Raw genomic sequence first — 19,619 nt, 5'->3', positions numbered from 1 at the left:
TGGACTTTGCGCTCCTCGATTCCCCCTGCCCTCATATGGTGGTCGGCTGAGCCTGTCCGTCCCCGCTTCACCGCGGTGTGCGACGTGCAGGTTATCGGGGCAGGAACGCACTCCACCTGACGACAAGGAATCACGAGCCCCTCGCCCGGGCTTCTGGAGGTTATTCCCTTGGCTGCTGCGAGCAACGCATCCACCACCACCACCCCGAAGAGCGGACGCGGCGCATCTCGCCTCTCGTTCGCGAAGATCTCCGACAAGCTGACCGTTCCCGATCTGCTCGCGCTGCAGACCGAGTCGTTCGACTGGCTCGTCGGTAACGACGCATGGAAGGCGCGTGTCGCCGAGGCTCAGGCCGCCGGTCGTACCGACGTCCCCGAGATCAGCGGACTCGAGGAGATCTTCGAGGAGATCTCGCCGATCGAGGACCTGAGCGAGACCATGCAGCTCTCGTTCACCAACCCCTACCTCGAGCCCGAGAAGTACTCGATCGAAGAGTGCAAGGAGCGCGGCAAGACCTACGCCGCCCCGCTGTACGTCGAGGCCGAGTTCATGAACCACCAGACCGGTGAGATCAAGACCCAGACGGTCTTCATGGGCGACTTCCCGCTCCAGACCAACAAGGGCACGTTCATCATCAACGGCACCGAGCGTGTCGTCGTGTCGCAGCTCGTGCGTTCGCCCGGTGTCTACTTCGACAAGACGCCCGACAAGACCTCCGACAAGGACATCGTGTCGGCGCGCGTCATCCCCTCGCGCGGTGCCTGGCTCGAGTTCGAGATCGACAAGCGCGATCAGGTCGGCGTGCGCATCGACCGCAAGCGCAAGCAGTCCGTCACCGTCTTCCTCAAGGCCCTCGGCCTGACCAGCGAGGACATCCTCGCGGAGTTCTCCGGCTTCGACTCCATCGAAGAGACGCTGTCCAAGGACACGATCCTCACGAAGGAAGACGCCCTCCGCGACATCTACCGCAAGCTCCGTCCGGGCGAGCAGGTCGCCGCCGAGGCCGCCCGTGCGCTGCTCGACAACTTCTACTTCAACTCGAAGCGCTACGACCTCGCCAAGGTGGGTCGTTACAAGATCAACCAGAAGCTCGGTCTCGACAAGCCGCTGAGCGACTCGGTGCTGACGGTCGACGACATCGTCGCCACGATCAAGTACCTCGTCCGCCTGCACCGCGGCGACGTCACCTTCGACGGCGTCCGTGGCGGCAAAGCCGCCGAGATCCGTCTCGACACCGACGACATCGACAACTTCGGCAACCGCCGCATCCGTGCAGTCGGCGAACTGATCCAGAACCAGGTCCGCACCGGTCTGTCCCGTATGGAGCGCGTCGTCCGCGAGCGCATGACCACGCAGGACATCGAGGCGATCACGCCCCAGACCCTGATCAACGTGCGCCCCGTCGTCGCCGCGATCAAGGAGTTCTTCGGCACCTCGCAGCTGTCGCAGTTCATGGACCAGAACAACCCGCTCGCGGGTCTGACCCGCAAGCGCCGTCTGTCGGCTTTGGGTCCCGGCGGTCTGTCGCGTGAGCGCGCCGGCGTCGAGGTCCGTGACGTCCACCCCTCGCACTACGGCCGCATGTGCCCGATCGAGACGCCGGAAGGCCCGAACATCGGCCTGATCGGTTCGCTCGCCTCGTTCGCCCGCATCAACGCGTTCGGCTTCATCGAGACGCCGTACCGTCGCGTCGTCGACGGCCGCGTGACCGACCAGATCGACTACCTCACGGCCAGCGAAGAGAGCGACCACATCGTCGCTCAGGCCGGTGTCGCGCTCCAGGCCGACGGCCACTTCGTGGAAGACCGCATCCTGGCCCGCCGTGGTCAGGGTGGCGAGGTCGACCTCTTCCCGAACGACGAGATCGGCTACATGGACGTCTCGCCGCGCCAGATGGTGTCGGTGGCGACCTCGCTCATCCCGTTCCTCGAGCACGACGACGCCAACCGCGCCCTCATGGGTGCGAACATGCAGCGTCAGGCCGTGCCGCTCGTGCGCAGCGAGTCGCCCGTCGTCGGTACCGGTATGGAGGGCTTCGCGGCCATCGATGCCGGTGACGTGGTCACCGCCGAGAAGTCCGGTGTCGTCCTGGAGGTCTCGGCTGACGTCGTGACGATCCAGCTCGACGAGGGCGGCACGCAGGACTACTTCCTGCGCAAGTTCGACCGTTCGAACCAGGGCACCTCGTACAACCAGCGCGTGGTCGTCTCGGCCGGTGAGCGCATCGAGGCCGGCGAGGTCATCGCCGACGGTCCCGCGACCGAGAACGGCGAGCTCGCCCTCGGCAAGAACCTCCTCGTGGCGTTCATGACCTGGGAAGGCCACAACTTCGAGGACGCGATCATCCTCAGCCAGGACCTCGTGAAGGACGACACGCTGTCGTCGATCCACATCGAGGAGTACGAGGTCGACGCGCGCGACACGAAGCTCGGCAAGGAGGAGATCACCCGTGACCTCCCCAACGTCAGCCCCGACCTGCTGAAGGACCTCGACGACCGCGGCATCATCCGCATCGGTGCCGAGGTTCGTCCCGGCGACATCCTCGTCGGCAAGGTCACGCCCAAGGGCGAGACCGAGCTGAGCGCCGAGGAGCGCCTGCTCCGCGCGATCTTCAACGAGAAGAGCCGCGAAGTCCGCGACACCTCGCTGAAGGTGCCCCACGGCGAGCAGGGCACGATCATCGCCGTCAAGGAGTTCAACGCCGAAGACGGCGACGACGAGCTCGGCTCGGGCGTCAACCGTCGCGTCGTGGTCTACATCGCCCAGAAGCGCAAGATCACCGAGGGCGACAAGCTCGCCGGCCGCCACGGCAACAAGGGTGTCATCGCCAAGATCCTCCCGATCGAGGACATGCCCTTCCTGTCCGACGGCACGCCGGTCGACATCATCCTCAACCCGCTCGGTATCCCCGGTCGAATGAACTTCGGTCAGGTTCTGGAGCTCCACCTCGGCTGGATCGCCCAGCAGGGCTGGAAGGTCGAGGGCACCCCCGAATGGGCCGCCAACCTCCCCGAGGTCGCCCGCGAGGCCGCCCCCGGTACGAAGGTCGCCACCCCGGTGTTCGACGGCGCGTTCGAGGCCGAGATCGCGGGTCTGCTCGACTCGACGATCCCGAACCGCGACGGCGACCGTCTGGTCGACTCCACGGGTAAGACGCTGCTGTTCGACGGTCGCTCCGGCGAGCCGTTCCCGGCGCCCATCTCGGTCGGCTACATGTACATCCTGAAGCTGCACCACCTCGTCGACGACAAGATCCACGCGCGTTCGACGGGGCCGTACTCGATGATCACCCAGCAGCCGCTCGGTGGTAAGGCGCAGTTCGGTGGTCAGCGCTTCGGCGAGATGGAAGTGTGGGCGCTCGAGGCCTACGGTGCCGCGTACGCGCTGCAGGAGCTCCTCACGATCAAGTCCGACGACATCCTCGGCCGCGTCAAGGTGTACGAGGCCATCGTCAAGGGCGAGAACATCCAGGAGCCCGGCATCCCCGAGTCGTTCAAGGTGCTCATGAAGGAGATGCAGTCGCTCTGCCTGAACGTCGAGGTCCTCTCGGCCGACGGCACCGCGGTGAATCTCCGCGACACGGATGACGACGCCTTCCGCGCCGCGGAAGAGCTCGGCATCAACATCTCCAGCCGCTTCGAGTCCTCGTCGATCGACGAGATCTGAGCTTCCAGCTCAGCGACCCAGCTCAGATTTCAGAGAATTCCGACACAGGAGAACCAGTGCTCGAATCAACCACTTTCGATCAGATCCGTATCGGTCTGGCCACCGCCGACGACATCCGTCGTTGGTCCTTCGGTGAGGTCAAGAAGCCCGAGACGATCAACTACCGCACGCTGAAGCCCGAGAAGGACGGCCTCTTCGGCGAGCAGATCTTCGGGCCCTCCCGCGACTGGGAGTGCGCCTGCGGCAAGTACAAGCGCGTGCGCTTCAAGGGCATCGTCTGCGAGCGCTGCGGCGTCGAGGTCACCAAGTCCTCCGTCCGTCGCGAGCGCATGGGCCACATCGAGCTCGCCGCGCCCGTCACGCACATCTGGTACTTCAAGGGCGTGCCCTCGCGCCTCGGCTACCTGCTGGACATGGCGCCGAAGGACCTCGAGAAGGTCATCTACTTCGCCGCCTACATGGTCATCTCGGTCGACGAGGATGCTCGTCACCGCGACCTGGCCACGCAGGAGAACAACATCCGTCTCGAGCTGAAGACGCTCGGCGACCGTCGCGATGCCCGCATCGCCGCTCGCCTCGCCAAGCTCGAGGAGGAGCTCGCCGCCCTCGAGGCGGAGGGCGCCAAGGCCGACCAGAAGAAGAAGGTCAAGGACGCCGCCGAGAAGGAGATGACCTCGGCGCGCAAGAACGCCGACGAGCAGATCGCCAAGCTCGAGCGCGTGTGGGAGGACTTCCGCACGCTCGAGGTCGGCGCCCTGAAGCCCGAGGACGACGTGTTCCACGAGCTCCAGGACCGCTTCGGTCAGTACTTCGAGGCCCACATGGGTGCCGAGTCGATCAAGCGTCGTCTCGAGGCCTTCGACCTGCAGGCCGAGGCCGACAGCCTCCACCTGCAGATCTCCGAGGGCAAGGGTCAGCGCAAGATCCGCGCGATCAAGCGCCTCAAGGTCGTCAACTCGTTCCTGCAGACCGGCATGAGCCCGGCCTCGATGGTGCTCGACGTCGTCCCGGTGATCCCGCCGGAGCTTCGTCCCATGGTCCAGCTCGACGGTGGCCGCTTCGCGACCAGCGACCTGAACGACCTCTACCGTCGCGTGATCAACCGCAACAACCGCCTCCGTCGCCTGATCGACCTCGGTGCCCCCGAGATCATCGTCAACAACGAGAAGCGCATGCTGCAGGAGGCCGTCGACGCGCTGTTCGACAACGGCCGCCGTGGTCGCCCCGTCACCGGTACCGGCAACCGCGCCCTGAAGTCCCTGAGCGACATGCTCAAGGGAAAGCAGGGTCGCTTCCGCCAGAACCTGCTCGGAAAGCGCGTCGACTACTCGGGCCGTTCCGTCATCATCGTCGGACCCCAGCTCAAGCTCCACCAGTGCGGTCTGCCCAAGCAGATGGCTCTCGAGCTGTTCAAGCCGTTCGTGATCAAGCGCCTGATCGACCTCGGTCACTCGCAGAACATCAAGGCCGCCAAGCGCGCCGTCGAGCGCTACCGTCCCGAGGTCTGGGACGTGCTCGAAGAGATCATCCGCGAGCGCCCCGTGCTGCTGAACCGTGCACCCACCCTGCACCGTCTCGGCATCCAGGCGTTCGAGCCCCAGCTCGTCGAGGGCAAGGCCATCCAGCTGCACCCGCTCGTGTGCGCGGCGTTCAACGCCGACTTCGACGGTGACCAGATGGCCGTCCACCTGCCCCTGTCGGTCGAGGCTCAGGCCGAGGCGCGCGTGCTCATGCTCGCCTCGAACAACATCCTCAAGCCGTCGGACGGCCGCCCGGTCACCCTGCCCTCGCAGGACATGATCATCGGTCTGCACCACCTCACCACCCTCAAGGAGGGTGCCGTGGGCGAGGGCCGTGCATTCGGTTCGGTGGGCGAGGCGATCCTGGCCAAGGACGAGGGCACCCTCGACCTGCAGGCCAAGGCGCGCATCCGCATCCCCGGCCTGACGTTCCTCGAGGGCCAGGCTCCCGAGGGCTACGACAAGCACGGTCTCGTCGACGCCTCGCTCGGTCAGGCGATCTTCAACGACACCCTCCCCAAGGGCTACCCGTTCGTTCGCGAACAGGCCGACAAGGGCAAGCTGTCGCAGATCGTCAACAAGCTGGCCGAGGAGTACCCCAAGGTCGAGGTCGCGGCATCGCTCGACCGGATCAAGGACGCCGGCTTCTACTGGGCCACCCGTTCGGGTGTCACCGTGGCGCTGAGCGACATCCTCACCCCGCCGAACAAGGCGGAGATCGTGGCCGGCTACGAGAAGCAGGCCGCGAAGGTGCAGGGCCAGTACGAGAAGGGTCTCACCACCGACGCCGAGCGTCGTCAGGAGCTCATCAAGATCTGGACCGAGGCCACCGACGAGGTCCAGAAGGCGATGCGGGACAACTTCCCCGCCGACAACACCATCAACCGCATGGTCTCGTCGGGCGCCCGTGGTAACTGGCTGCAGATCCGCAACATCGCGGGTATGCGAGGCCTGGTGAACAACCCCAAGGGTGAGATCATCCCGCGTCCGATCATCTCCTCGTACCGCGAGGGACTGTCGGTCGCCGAGTACTTCATCGCGACGCACGGTGCCCGTAAGGGTCTGGCCGACACGGCCCTCCGTACGGCCGACTCGGGGTACCTGACGCGTCGTCTGGTCGACGTCTCGCAGGATGTCATCATCCGCGAGGAGGACTGCGGCACGTCGAAGGGCCTCGAGCTCCCGATCGCCGCCGCCGACTCGACCGGTTCGCTGGTCAAGGACGCCAACGTCGAGAACTCGGTGTTCGCTCGTACGCTCGCCACGGCGGTCGTCGACGCGCAGGGCACCGTGCTGGCCGAGGCCGGCGACGACGTGGGCGACGTGCTCATCGACAAGCTGGTCGCCGGTGGCGTCGAGACCATCAAGGTCCGCTCGGTCCTGACGTGCGACTCGGCTGTCGGTGTCTGCGCGAAGTGCTACGGCCGTTCGCTCGCCACCGGCAAGATCGTCGACATCGGCGAGGCCGTCGGCATCATCGCGGCCCAGTCGATCGGTGAGCCCGGTACCCAGCTGACGATGCGTACCTTCCACACCGGTGGTTCCGCTTCGGCAGACGACATCACGCAGGGTCTTCCCCGCGTGCAGGAGCTGTTCGAGGCCCGCACCCCCAAGGGCGCGTCGCCGATCGCCGAGGCCGATGGCCGCATCACGATCGACGAGACCGACAAGGCCAAGAAGGTCATCCTCACGCCCGACAACGGCGACGAGCCGGTGGTCTACCCCGTCCTGAAGCGCGCGACGCTCCTGGTCGAGGACGGGCAGCACGTCGTGGTCGGTCAGCCGATCCTCGTCGGAACGCTCGACCCCAAGGAGGTCATGCGCGTGCAGGGTGCCCGCGAGGTGCAGAAGTACCTCGTCAACGGCGTCCAGGGCGTGTACCGCTCGCAGGGTGTGCCGATCCACGACAAGCACATCGAGGTCATCGTCCGACAGATGCTCCGCAAGGTCACCGTCGTCGATCACGCCGACACCGATCTGCTCCCGGGTGAGCTGGTGGACTTCAAGCGCTACCAGGCCATCAACCGCGAGGCCGTCGGTGAGGGCAAGCGTCCCGCGTCGGGTCGTCCCGAGCTGATGGGTATCACGAAGGCGTCGCTCGCGACGGAGTCGTGGCTGTCGGCCGCGTCGTTCCAGGAGACCACCCGCGTCCTGACGCAGGCGGCCATGGAGGGCAAGAGCGACCCGCTCGTCGGCCTCAAGGAGAACGTCATCATCGGAAAGCTCATCCCCGCCGGAACCGGACTTGCGAAGTACCGCAACGTCACGGTCGAGGCGACGGAAGAGGCGAAGAGCGAGCGGTACCCCAACCGCATCTTCGCCTCGGACGGCGCGTACAGCGACGCCGACCTGAGCTACGTCGACTTCGACAGCTTCTCGACGGACGACTTCACGCCCGGTACGTACAACTGATCGACGGGATGCCACGCCCCGGTGCGGCATCCCGATCCCCGAAGGCCCCCGGCTCGCGCCGGGGGCCTTCGTCGTGCTCGCGGCGTGTCGGGTGAGGGGTCCGAGGCGTCGCTGCGCCTACCGTTGTGGTGGAGGAACGGATGGCCCGTATCGGGGGACGCAGTCTGTGGCTGGCTTGGCCGGCGGGTCTGCTGTGTGCGGCTGCCGTGACGGCCTTGGCGGTGATCGCCGCTCCGGGCGTGCCGATGGCGGTCGGCTTCGTCGGCGATACGCTGCGAGCCGCGACCGGCAGGCACGTGGTCGCCGAGACGGCGCCACCCGCACCCGCCTCGGACTGTCGACACCTGTACTCCCAGCCTCTCTGGTCGTCGCTGGTGTGGTCGCCGCAGGCGCTGCTGTCGCAGCGCCATACGCCGCCGGCGTCGACGCCCGAGGCCGTGGCAGCGGCAGCCCCCGCGGTCGTGGTCACGTGTCACTGGCGGGGGGAGGCCGGCCGATCCATCGAGACCACCGTCTCGACCGTCTCTCCCGACGGTGCCGCGGCGGTCGCCGCGACGCTCACGGCGCAGGGCTTCGCGTGCTCCACGGCGACCGACACGACGCACTGCGAACGAGCCGCGGGCGACCTCCTCGAGATCCACGACCTCCGCGCGGACCGCTGGGTGTCGTCGACGCTCTCGGGCTGGATGCCGGACGACTACGCCGCGATCGTGGCATCCCACGCCTTCTTCGGCGAGTGACGCGGCCCGGAGCGACGTGCGCTCAGCCGCCGAACACGGCGGCGATGATGCTCGCGGTATAGCCGGTCGGCGCGAGGTTGGAGTACTGCGTGTCGATGAGCACGCCGTCGCGCCAGTACAGCGTGCGGCCGTCGTTGACGGGGTAGGTCGGGTTGATCCAGGTCTTCTCGCAGCGTGTGCCGGCGTCGGGGGTGTAGCAACTGAAACCCTGCGTATCGACCAGGCCGTTGAGCATGTCGAGGGCCGGGCCGCGGTCCATGCGCGAGATGTGGGTGACGAGACCGCTGGTGTCGGCGGCAGGGTCGCGCCAGATGCAGATCAGCGACCCGTCGGACTGGACGCCCGACGCCCCGACTGCGGGATCGTTCAGGGGCGTGGTGCCCAGTTGCGACAGGACGTCGGCGGAGAGCATGGCGCGACAGTCGGCGGGGATCCGAACCGCGGGCGCCGTCTGCGTGATCGTGGGGATCGGGGTCGGACTCTCGGATACGACGGACGTCGACGGGGCGGGGGCGGCTTCCTCGGCGACGGGCGCGCACGCCGTCAGAGCGACGAGAGCGGCGACGGCGAAAACCGCTCCGACGGCCGGGCGGAGCAGGCGACGGGGCATGGGAACACCCTAAGCCGCCCCACCGACACGGTCGAGAAGGACATCCGACGGCACGCCTGCGCGATGCCGCGCGACACCCGGGTTAGCCTTGCGCCGCAAGCACCGCGTGAGGAGACCCCATGAGCGACAACAAGTCGTACGGCGACCCCGTCGCTGAACCCAAGGACTCGTACGGCGACCCCGTCGTCGAGCCGAAGGACGAAGCGCAGGATGTCGTCGGCCGAGCCCACGAGGGTCTCGCCGACGCCGAGGCCGCTCGTCGTGACGCGGTCGACCCCGCCGCCGCCGAGGCCGCGTGGGACGAGCGCGAGGCGCACGAGCACGAGTCGGCGACGTCGCAGACGCCGCGCAGCGAGCACACCGCGCCGGTCGTGCACGACGCGTCCCCCGTCGCGCCGCAGAGCAGCTCGGCATCCGCGGGTTCGGTCGATCTCGACGACGAAGACGCCCGATGGGCCGCGTACGCCGCGTCCGCCGAGCCGGCGCGCGATGACGTCCGCCACGACGAGACCTCGCGTTCCGACGACGCGCACACCACCGTCTACCCCGCCGGAGCCGCCGCCGGAGCCGGTGCCGCCGCGGCGGCGACCGCTCCCGTCGCCGACGAACCCACGCGCGTCGTGGGCGGGGCGCAGCCGATCTTCGTGCAGGCCCCCGAAGCTCCCCGTCCGCGGAACAACCGCGGCGCGGCCGGAGCGATCGGCCTGCTCGCCGCCCTGGTCTTCGCGGCTCTCTATCTCGCGGCCACCCTGGGTCTGGGGCTGCTCACCGGCTCCGTCCAGTCTGAGGACCTCGGTCAGGCGGCTCTCTCGGCCCTCACCACCTGGGGCCTCTGGGTTCCGACCGTGGCCTTCTACTTCGGCTTCTGGTTCCTCGGCGCGCTCATCAACCGCGGCCGCTGGGGGCACTGGGTCGTGTGGGGCCTGGTCGTCGGCGTGGTGGCGTGGGCCGGGCATCTGCTCGGCGTGCTCTTCGCCGCCCCCTTCTGGATGATCACCGCCCGCCAATCGTTCGAGCTGTTGCAGGACAACGTCCTCGCACCCCTCGCCATCGTGGCGTTCATCCTGGGTCGCGAGCTCACCATCTGGTTCGGATCCTGGGTAGCCGCGCGCGGTCGCCGCATCAGCGAGATCAACGCCGAAGCCCAGCGCGAGTACGAGCGCACTCTGGAGGCCGGTCCTCAGCTCTCGCAGCGCTGAACCGGAGTCCATGACGAACGAGCAGCGACCGGCGGGGGTTTCCCCGCCGGTCGCCGTCGTCTTCGCGGCCGTGGTCTTCATCGCCCTCTCGATCGGGGGTCTCGGGGTGGTGAGTCTCCTCGTCGACGCCGATGTCATCCCCGTCCGCGGTCTGGGGGCGATCCCGGGCGTGACCGGTCAGCTCTTCGCCCTGGGAGCCTTCGCCGCGACCCTGCGGTGGGGTCTTCGCGCCGATCCGCCGGGCTTTCTCCTCTCCGTCCCCTGCGCGATCGCCGCCTATCTGGGCGAAGTGCTCGGCATCGTCGTCGGCGCCCTCGTCAGCGGCGCCGACCCGGCCCGCGGCGTCGCTGCGGCGAGCAGCGTCGCGCTGGGGTTCCCCGGTCCCGTCGTCGCCGCCGCCGCGCTGCTCGCGGGACTCTTCGGCATCCTGCTCGTCCGCACCCGGACGCGCGGCCCGCGCTGGCGGTGGGAAGACGATGAAGACGACCTCTGACGCGATCGTGACGCGCGGATTCGTGCGCATCCGCGTGTTCCCGGGCGTGTCGGGCTAGCGTAGGGGCGTGGAGCGGTCGCTCGAGAGCCAGGTCGGTCAGGCGGTGGACGCCTGGCTCCGCTGGCTGCCCCGGTGGGAGCCCGCGAACCATCGAGGACGCGTCGCGCCATGCCGTCGATGCTTCGGTTCCCCGGTGCTGTCAGCCGCGGGCCTCGGGTCTGACGTGCCGCACGGGGTGCAGCACGGCCTGTCTACGCGCGTGAAGACCATCGTCGACCACGCGGTCGCCGAGTACACCTCCCGCAACCTCCCCATGCTCCAAGCCGAGCTCGACCACCAGTCCGAGCGCAACCGGCGGCGTTCGTACCGTCCCGCTGAGGGCCTCGAGCCCGAATTCGACGGGATGCCGTTGGACCCCGACCCCGAGCCCGGATCGCCCTTCCTCTTCACGCTGTCGGGCCTCGCCGCGGAGGAGGACGCAGCCCTCCCCGCACTTCCCCCTCTGTCGGATGCCGCGAAGGCGGCACTGCGACAGGAGGTCGGCCTCGCCGACGATTACGCGAACATGATCGGTCGCGAGGTGTGCACGATCCTGCTGCGCCACCGCCTGCGCATTCAGGCCGCGGTGGCCGAATTCGTGGAGCCGCAGATCGCCGCTCTGCTCGACGATCTCACTCGGTCTCTCGATGCGCCCTTCGATCCGCGCGACGCGGAGCCGCCGGCATCCTGAAGCTCTGTGCACAACGGCACGGCGTCGCGTTGTGCTTTTGTTAGCATCAACGAGTTGTCCGCTTATCGAGTCGCGGAACAGACGCACGGGGGAGGGGGCTCGATGCCGCAGCGCCTGCCGTCTTCGCCGCCCATCCTGCCCGGGCTCGCGTACATCCGGCCGTTGGGGTCGGGCGGCTTCGCCGACGTCTTCCTGTACGGGCAGGACATGCCGCGTCGCGACGTCGCGGTCAAGGTCCTCCCGAGCGATGTGCGCGACGCCGACCTGCTGCGCATGTTCAACGCCGAGGCAGACGTCCTCGCGCACCTGTCCGCTCACCCGTCGATCGTCACCGTCTACCAGGCCGGAATCTCCGCCGACGGGCGGCCCTACATCGTCATGGAGTTCTGCCCGGGCTCTCTCGCGCAGAGGTACCGCGTCGAGCGCATCCCCGTAGCCGAGGTGCTGTCCATCGGCGTCCGTATGTCGGGAGCCCTCGAATCCGCGCACCACGCCGGGCTCATCCACCGAGACGTCAAGCCCAGCAACATCCTCGTGACGACGTTCGGCGCGCCCGTGCTGGCCGACTTCGGCATCTCGTCTTCGCTCGTCCGTCAGGGAGCCGACGAGATGCTCGCCATGTCGGTCCCGTGGAGCGCGCCCGAGGTCATCGCCGAGCAGACCGCGGGCACGGTGTCGAGCGAGGTGTGGAGCCTGGGCGCCACGATCTACTCGCTGCTCGCCGGGCAGAGCCCGTTCGAGCGGCGCGAGAAGGGGCAGAACTCGCGCGAGCAGCTCCGCCGCCGCATCGCCCGCGCCACCTACACCGACATCTCCCGGAGTGACGTGCCGGCCTCGCTGCAGGCGGTGCTCGCGAAGTCCATGTCGCGCAATCCGGCCGACCGCTACGCCAGCGCACGCGAGTTCGGCGAGGCCCTGCAGGCGGTGCAGATCGAGGCGGGTATGCCGGCGACGCCGCTCGAGGTGCCCGCCGCCGAGTGGGCGCCCGCCGCTCGATCGATCGATTTCGCCGACGGCACGCTGCGCGGTCCCGCACGGTCGCGCATCGAGCGCGACGGGGCGCGGAAGCTCCGCGGGACGTCCGGCATGGCGGGCTATGTGCGTGACGAGGACACCGACATCGCCACGCCGGTGTCGAGCGGATCCAAGGTGCTGCCGTGGATTCTGGCATCCGCCACACTCGTGACCGCCGGAGCCGTCGTCGTAGCCGCGCTGTTCGCGACGGGGGTGCTCCGATGAGGCGGAGGAACATCGTGGGCCTGGCCTCCACCCTGGCCGCGGGTGCCCTGGTCATCACCGCGAGCATCGTGTGGCCCGGCCTCGACGCCCAGCAGACCCCCGAGGTCGACACGTCGGTGTGGGCGCTCCAGACCGGCGACGGCCAGCGCTACGCGCGCGTCAACACCACCGTCGGCGAGCTCGACACCGTGCGCACGGCCGGCAACCCCAGCCAGGTCGTCCAGAGCGGCGACGGCGCCTACCTCTTCACCGACAGCTTCAGCAAGCTCACCCGCATCAACGAGGCACAGCCCGTCGATCTCTCCGACGACCAGCTCGAGGCAGCTCCCGATACACCGCCGGGCACGACGTCCGTGGCCACGGCGGGCGACTACGCCGTCTATCGCACCGACACGGGCACGCTCTTCGCGAGCAGGTTGAGCCAGGCGGGCCAGAAGCCGACCGAGCTCGACCCCTTCGGCACCTCCACGGACGAGAACGCTCCCTCTTACACCGCGGATGCCATCGCCCTCGATGCTCGCGGCATGCTCTTCGCGTACTCCTCCGCCGACGGCTCCGTCATCCGGTACGACATCGAGGCCGACGAGCTGCGCGGGCGCGACGCCCTCGACGCGGACGTGGCCGCCCCCGTGCTCTCCGCCGCAGGCGACACCTGGGTCCTCGTCGATGCCGACGCCGGACGCGTGTGGGTGCGCGGGGAGGACCCCGTCACGATCGAGGCGGCGGATCAGCTCGTCGTCGCCGACGCCGACGCCGAGGCACGTGCCGTGTACGTCGCCGACGACCAGTCGCTCTGGAGCATCCCCGCCGATGGGTCCGAGCCGCGGCGCGAGATGGGCGGAGGCGGCAACGTGCTCGGTCAGCCTGCGCGCCCCCTCTCGCATCAGGGAGTCGCCTACGCCGCGTGGCTGCTCCCCGGAGACGCGCGCGGAACACTCTGGCGCTCCGACCAGGGCGAGACGAACCTCGACTACGGCGGGGCGACCATGCCCGACCAGCGTCGACCGGTCTTCGTGGCCACCGACCACGCGGTGATCCTCAACGAGACGCGCACGGGCTGGGTCTGGACGGTCCCCGACGGGACGCTCGTCGCCTCGAGTCAGAACTGGTCGCTCGACGATCGCACCGAGCAGACGGCGGTCCAGAGCGAAGAGAAACTGAGCGTGGTGCTCGACCCCAAGCCGCCGATCGCCGAGCCCGACGCCTTCGGCGTACGACCCGGACGGCTCACGACACTGCCGGTGCTCCTGAACGATCACGACCCCAACGAGGACGTCCTCAGCATCATCGCCGAGAGCGTCACGGGCCTCGATCCGGGTTTCGGCAGCCTCACCGTCACCGATTCCGGCCAGCGCCTGGCCGTTCGGGTGGCTCCGGGAGCGACGGGTAGCGCGACGTTCTCGTACTCGGTCACCGACGGCACTGCTGCCGACGGGCTGAACTCCGCTCCGGCGACCGTCACGCTCACGGTCTCGCCCGCGCAGACCAATGCGGCGCCCGTCTGGTGCGGCGTCGACAAGTGCCTGCAGCCGTGGCCGACCCCCGAGGTCGCGCGCGGCGGCACGATCACCGTTCCGGTGCTGCCCGGCTGGGTGGACCCCGACGGCGACCCCCTGCTGCTGCTCTCGGTCGACAATCCCGGCGGCGTCGGTACGGTCGCCGCGACCCCCGGCGGGGACGTGGTCTACCAGCACGCCGACGACGGCTCCGGCGGCGAGCAGAACATCCAGCTCGACGTCACGGTCGCCGATACCGAGGGCGCGAAGACGACGAAGCCGCTCGTGATCCGGGTGGCACCCGATCCCACGCTCGCGGTGCAGTCGTTCGCGAAGATCGACACCGTCGGATCCTCCGTCGCCGTCGACGTCGGACCGCACGTCACCGGCACGGCCGGAAACGTCAGCCTCACCTCGGTGCGGGTCCTCGACGATGCGGCGGCCACGGCCACCGTGGTCGGCGGCAGCACGACCTTCGACTTCGCGGCGAACCAGCCCGGCGTGTACCGCGTGGACTTCACCGTGAACGGCGGGGGCCGCGACGCGACGGGCACCGCGCGGATCACGCTGCTTCCCGCCGACGCGCCCGCCCAGCTCGCGACCTCTCCCGTCGTGGCGTTCGTGCGGCCCCAGGAAGACGCCACGCTCGACGTGTTCAGCGCCGTGTCCAACCCGACCGGCCGCGTGCTGCTGCTCAGCGACGTGGCGGCGACGGCCCAAGAGGGTGCGTCGCTCACGGTGGACACCGTGGGTCAGAACGACCTGCGCGTGTCGGGGAGCACGGCCGACGGCTCGGCCGGGCTGCTCGGAACCGTCGCCTACACGGTGAGCGACGGGACCAACGACGAGGGTTCTCGCGTGACCGGTGAGGCGACGGTGTACCTTCTGCCGCCCGCTCCCGAGATCGCCCCGATCGCGGTCGACGACAACGTCACGGTCCGCGTCGGCGCCCAGATCGACATCCCCGTCCTCGACAACGACATCTCACCGGCGGGAGGTCGCCCGACCCTCGACCCCTCGAGCGTGCAGACCCAACCCGCGAGTGACGCCCTCGCCTTCACCTCCGGGGGCGTGCTCCGCTACCTCGCCCCCACGACGCCGGGATCGTACGAAGTCACATACCGCGTCTACACGACCGGTACCCCCGCGCTCTGGGACGAAGCGACGGTGCACATCACCGTCCTGGGCGGAGAGGCCAACCGCGCGCCCCTGCCCGACACCCTCGAGGGCCGAGTGCTCAGTGGCGGCACCACCTCGATCGACTTCCACGGCTTCGGCGTCGATCCCGACGGCGACGCCGTCACACTCGACCGGATCGTCGCGCAGCCCAACAGAGGCACGGCATCCATCTCCGCGGACGGCTCGAGCATCCTGTACTCCTCGGTGCCCGGCGATCGCGGTCAGGTCTCGTTCCGCTATCGCGTGTCCGATTCGTCCGGCGCGACGGGGGAAGGCACCGTTCGCATCGGTGTGCTGGACGCCGAGGCGAACCCCAGCCCGATCACCTTCACCGACTACGTGCAGGTGCAGGCCGGCGTCGATCGCACGATCCGCGTCAGCCCGTTGGCCAACGACATCGACCCCACGCAGGGACGTCTCACCCTCACCGGTGTGCGCCCCGACCTGCCCGAGAAACTGGTCGACGAGAGCGACAACCCCGAGTACGCGCGCCTGAAGGGCTTCATCGATTCGGTGTCCGACACCGGGGTCGTCATCGAGGCCGGCGAGCAGCCGGGAACCATGTCGTTCCTCTACGACGTGGCATCCGACTCGGGAAACACCGGCCGAGGGCTCATCGTCGTCAAGGTCGTGCGCGAGAACGTCCCCGACTACCCGGTCGTCACCGACACCGTGCTGACCGTCGAGAACCGCGACGACTTCACGACCGGTGTCGACGTGCTCGCGGGTAAGGCCACCTGGTCCGGCGGCGAGGTCGGCGACCTCGACGTGTCGCTGTGGGGTCAGCCCTCCGACGTCACCCTCAGCGGCCGTCAGATCTCGGGCGCCCTGCCGGCCACTCGTCGTGTCATCCCGTTCGCCATCACCGGCCGTGTGGGCGACACGGACGTGACCACCTATGCGTTCCTGCGCGTCCCCGGCGATGACGACCTCAGCCTCTCCCTGCGCCCGGGCGCCGCGCAGCGCGTCGACGAGCTGGCCTCGGTCGACTTCGACATGGCCAACCTCGTCGCGCTCCCGCGCCGCGCCGCGCTCGAGGTGGGGACCGACGTGTCCGCGACGGGTGTCCGTGCCGAAGGACGCTGCTCCGTGTCCGGGACGACCGTCCGCTACGACGCCGGGGCCGGGTCCCCGTACACCGACGCGTGTCAGGTGCCGGTGCGTATCGCGGGCACCGAGGAGTGGACGGTGGTCTCCGTGCCCATCGGCATCGTCGCCCGTGATCCCCAGCCCGAGCTCAAGCCCGCCGCGCTGACGGTCGGCCCCGGGGAGACCGCCACGTTCGACCTGCGCAACATGACCAGCTGGCAGCTCGGCCGCGAGGACTGGAACGGCATCCGCTACGCCCTCGACTACGGCGGATCCGCCTTCAGCGTTTCTGTCGACGGCTCCATCGTCACGGTCACCGGCAACGACCGCTCGGTCCCGGGTACCGAGAACGCCGCGATCATCTCGGTCACCAGCCACAACGCCGTCGCGCCGGCTCGACTCGTGTTGCGCGTCGGCGCGGCCCCGTCCACCCTTCCCCAGGGCGGAACGACCTCGAGGCAGTGCTCTCAGGCCAGCGGAACCAGCTGCCCGATCGATGTGATCGGAACCAGCGGCGAGGTGAACCCGCTGCCGCGCACTCCCCTCGAGGTCGTCGACGTGCGCCCGACCGCGGCGTGCGCGGGAGTCACCTTCGGCGTGGCATCGACCTCGAGCATCGTCGCCTCGTGGAGCGACGATGCTCCCGGTGCGACCTGCAGCGCGAGCGTCACGCTCCGCGACGCGCAGGGGCGCACCACGGCCTCGACGCGCGACGCCCGCGTCGTGCTCGATCTGCTCGGATTCCCCCGCCCGCCCGGAAGCGTCCGGCAGACGGCCTACGCCGACGGCTCCGTCACGCTGCGCGTCGACCCGGGCGAGGCGCGACGCGCCTACCCCGCCATCTCGGGTTTCACGGTGCGCTACAACGGTACTGTCGTGGGCCAGTGCGGCGCAGACGGCAGCTGCCCGCCGATCTCGGCGCCCAACGGCGAGCAGCGCGAGTACGTCGTGAACGCGGTGAACAGCGTGGGCGAATCGAAGATGGCCGTGCGCACCACCGGATGGGCGTACCGGCCCCCGAACGCTCCGCAGGGAATGGACTTCACGCCCACGCAGACCGGGGGAGAGGGGAACCTCGCCGACCTCGTCATCAAGGGCGTCGACAGCGCCGAGACCGGCACGCTCGAGATCGCGAGCGCCGCGGGCGACAAGATCCAGGTGAGCGTCGGACGCAACCAGGACGTCGTGCAGGTGGCCCGGTTCCGCGTCGGCTCGAACGCGTCGACCGCGGTCACCGTCACACCGATCTCGCGGTTCACCGTGCCCCCGGGGCTCGGCGGCGCGACGGCCGGAAACGTCTACTCCGGCACGGCGCACGGCGTCGGTGCACCGACCAACCCCGACCTGACGCTGACTTCGACGTCGAACGGCAACGGCACCTCGACGGTGGATGCGCGCGCGACCGCGCAGCAGAACGGATCGGATTCCGAGGTGCGCTTCGACATCGTCCGGAAGGGTCTGCCCTGCATTCCCCGTAGCGGGGGCGACACGCGCCAGTTCACGGCCCTCGGCGACGGCGAGACCTACAGCTTCACCATGTGCGCCGAGTCGTGGTTCAACGGCCGCTCGTATGGCTCGGTGAGTCTGGACAAGCAGGTCGATGCCCAGCAGAGCAAGGCGGCGCCGAAGGGGTACACCTTCCGCGTCGGGTCGAAGGCCGACGTCGGGAACGACAACACCGCGCGCTGGAGTATCGATCGCATCAACGATGGCGATCCGCCTCCGCGCTACAACGACACGAAGTTCGTCAACTGGGGTCCCGGCAACAAGACCTACGATCGCGATCCCGAGATCCAGGTCTACTTCCAGCACCAGCTCTGGGGAACGCAGTCCGAGTACGCGCCCGTGAAACCCGCGAACGGCAGCGCGCCCTACCAGGTCCAGGCCTCGTGGAAGGTCGCGAGCTGCGAGGGCGGCAAGACGCTCAGCGCCAGTGGTTCGTCGAGCAACGACAAGGCCAAGATCACCTTCAACTACGACAACGCGCGCTACTTCGACAAGGACGGCAAGCAGCTGCCGCGAGCCGAGGGCGCAGCCGCAACGGCCGTCCCGGTGGGCACCACTCGCGTCGATCGCATCCGCGTCACCGTCGACTGGTCGAGCCAGGGCTGGAACCTCGACTCGGCATCCGACGACTTCGGCGACCAGTGCAAGCCCGGCACACCGACCTCGAACCCCTCGTCCTGAGCCCTCCCGGCATCCCCTTTCCCGCCCTCGCCCACCGAAGGATTTCGACATGACGATCACCCAGGAGCAGGCCACCTGGTTCTCCCAGACCTTCTCGCAGATCGCCGACAACGTCGAGCGCGCGGTCCTCGGCAAGCGGCACGTGGTCGAGCTGGTGCTCACCGCCATGCTCAGCGACGGCCACGTCCTGCTCGAGGACGTCCCGGGTACCGGCAAGACCTCGCTCGCCCGCGCCGTTGCGTCGTCCGTCCAGGGAACGAACACGCGCATCCAGTTCACGCCCGATCTGCTTCCCGGCGACATCACCGGTATCACCGTCTACGACCAGAAGACGGGCACCTTCGAGTTCCACACCGGCCCGATCTTCGCCAACATCGTCCTCGCCGACGAGATCAACCGCGCGAGCCCCAAGACGCAGTCGGCTCTGCTCGAGGTCATGGAAGAGGGCAAGGTCACCATCGACGGCGTCTCGCGAGAGGTCGGTGTGCCCTTCCTCGTGCTGGCCACGCAGAACCCCGTCGAGCAGGCCGGAACCTACCGCCTCCCCGAGGCCCAGCTCGACCGCTTCCTGCTCCGCACCTCGCTCGGCTACCCCGACCACGCGGCGACCGTCCGCATCCTCGACGGCGCGCCCGTGGCAACGGCAGAATTGCGCGCGATCATCACGCCCCAGGCCCTCGTCGGCATGGCCGACCTCGCGGCATCCGTGTACGTCGATGCCCTCGTCCTCGACTACATCGCCCGCCTCGTGGATGCCACCCGCACGGCCGACGAGGTCCGCCTCGGCGTGAGCATCCGCGGGGCTCTCGCCCTCACGCGGGCCACTCGCGCTCGTGCGGCGTCCCAGGGCCGGACGTACGCGACCCCCGACGATGTCAAGGCACTGGCCGTCGCCGTGCTCGCGCACCGCCTCATCCTGCATCCCGAGGCCGAGTTCGACGGTGTCACCCAGGAGGCCGTCATCGGCCAGGTCCTGCTCGACACCCAGCCGCCCTCGCAGCGCGAGAGCGCCTGACGGTGGTCCGTCCCGCGGCAGCCGCACCCCGCTCCGGGGGTGAG

Annotated in this window: 10 protein-coding genes; 9 read left to right on the top strand and 1 reads right to left on the bottom strand. The window is 68.9% G+C overall.

Annotated features, from left to right (window positions below; translation table 11 throughout):
- Positions 1-168: 168 nt before the first annotated feature.
- The 3 genes from DEU35_RS04260 to DEU35_RS04250 all read left to right on the top strand — a co-directional run bounded on the left by DEU35_RS04260 (position 169) and on the right by DEU35_RS04250 (position 8,338).
- Positions 169-3,666, top strand: coding sequence for a DNA-directed RNA polymerase subunit beta (locus tag DEU35_RS04260; RefSeq protein WP_116238683.1), 3,498 nt, complete (start codon positions 169-171; stop codon positions 3,664-3,666).
- Positions 3,667-3,722: 56 nt separating this feature from the next.
- Positions 3,723-7,598, top strand: a complete 3,876-nt coding sequence (gene rpoC / locus DEU35_RS04255) for a DNA-directed RNA polymerase subunit beta' (RefSeq protein WP_103206796.1) — start codon at positions 3,723-3,725, stop codon at positions 7,596-7,598.
- 140 nt (positions 7,599-7,738) lie between these two features.
- A complete protein-coding gene (locus DEU35_RS04250) occupies positions 7,739-8,338 on the top strand; it encodes a hypothetical protein (RefSeq protein WP_116238682.1) in 600 nt (199 codons plus the stop codon).
- Positions 8,339-8,360: 22 nt separating this feature from the next.
- Here DEU35_RS04250 and DEU35_RS04245 read toward each other — a convergent pair whose 3' ends face one another.
- Complete coding sequence (locus tag DEU35_RS04245; RefSeq protein WP_103206794.1) at positions 8,361-8,948, bottom strand: hypothetical protein; 588 nt, start codon at positions 8,946-8,948, stop codon at positions 8,361-8,363.
- A 119-nt stretch (positions 8,949-9,067) separates the two neighbouring features.
- On the opposite strand from DEU35_RS04245, the gene DEU35_RS04240 reads away from it, so the two are divergent.
- The 6 genes from DEU35_RS04240 to DEU35_RS04215 all read left to right on the top strand — a co-directional run bounded on the left by DEU35_RS04240 (position 9,068) and on the right by DEU35_RS04215 (position 19,575).
- Positions 9,068-10,147, top strand: a complete 1,080-nt coding sequence (locus tag DEU35_RS04240) for an ABC transporter (RefSeq protein ID WP_103206793.1) — start codon at positions 9,068-9,070, stop codon at positions 10,145-10,147.
- A 10-nt stretch (positions 10,148-10,157) separates the two neighbouring features.
- Positions 10,158-10,640 (top strand): hypothetical protein, encoded by a 483-nt coding sequence (locus DEU35_RS04235; RefSeq protein WP_103206792.1) that lies wholly within the window; start codon positions 10,158-10,160, stop codon positions 10,638-10,640.
- Positions 10,641-10,707: 67 nt separating this feature from the next.
- Entirely contained in the window at positions 10,708-11,370 is a 663-nt protein-coding gene (locus DEU35_RS04230) for a spermidine/putrescine ABC transporter substrate-binding protein (protein ID WP_103206791.1), read from the top strand.
- A 102-nt stretch (positions 11,371-11,472) separates the two neighbouring features.
- Positions 11,473-12,609, top strand: a complete 1,137-nt coding sequence (locus tag DEU35_RS04225) for a serine/threonine-protein kinase (protein ID WP_103206790.1) — start codon at positions 11,473-11,475, stop codon at positions 12,607-12,609.
- 14 nt (positions 12,610-12,623) lie between these two features.
- On the top strand, positions 12,624-18,560 hold the full coding sequence (locus DEU35_RS04220; RefSeq protein WP_258873315.1) for an Ig-like domain-containing protein: 5,937 nt from the start codon (positions 12,624-12,626) through the stop codon (positions 18,558-18,560).
- Between the two features lie 49 nt (positions 18,561-18,609).
- A complete protein-coding gene (locus tag DEU35_RS04215; protein WP_103206788.1) occupies positions 18,610-19,575 on the top strand; it encodes a MoxR family ATPase in 966 nt (321 codons plus the stop codon).
- Positions 19,576-19,619: the final 44 nt, after the last annotated feature.

This window comes from Microbacterium sp. AG157, from assembly GCF_003385695.1.
Lineage (GTDB): Bacteria > Actinomycetota > Actinomycetes > Actinomycetales > Microbacteriaceae > Microbacterium > Microbacterium testaceum.
Note: the sequence above shows the minus strand (reverse complement) of the source record. Positions and strands in the feature narration are given on the sequence as shown.

What these genes read in the sequence shown, in the direction of transcription:
- DEU35_RS04225 (WP_103206790.1), top strand. Translation starts at nt 11,473, where the DNA reads ATGCCGCAGCGCCTGCCGTCTTCGCCGCCCATCCTGCCCGGGCTCGCG.
- DEU35_RS04215 (WP_103206788.1), top strand. Translation starts at nt 18,610, where the DNA reads ATGACGATCACCCAGGAGCAGGCCACCTGGTTCTCCCAGACCTTCTCG.
- DEU35_RS04235 (WP_103206792.1), top strand. Translation starts at nt 10,158, where the DNA reads ATGACGAACGAGCAGCGACCGGCGGGGGTTTCCCCGCCGGTCGCCGTC.
- DEU35_RS04245 (WP_103206794.1), bottom strand. Translation starts at nt 8,948, where the DNA reads ATGCCCCGTCGCCTGCTCCGCCCGGCCGTCGGAGCGGTTTTCGCCGTC.
- DEU35_RS04240 (WP_103206793.1), top strand. Translation starts at nt 9,068, where the DNA reads ATGAGCGACAACAAGTCGTACGGCGACCCCGTCGCTGAACCCAAGGAC.
- DEU35_RS04250 (WP_116238682.1), top strand. Translation starts at nt 7,739, where the DNA reads ATGGCCCGTATCGGGGGACGCAGTCTGTGGCTGGCTTGGCCGGCGGGT.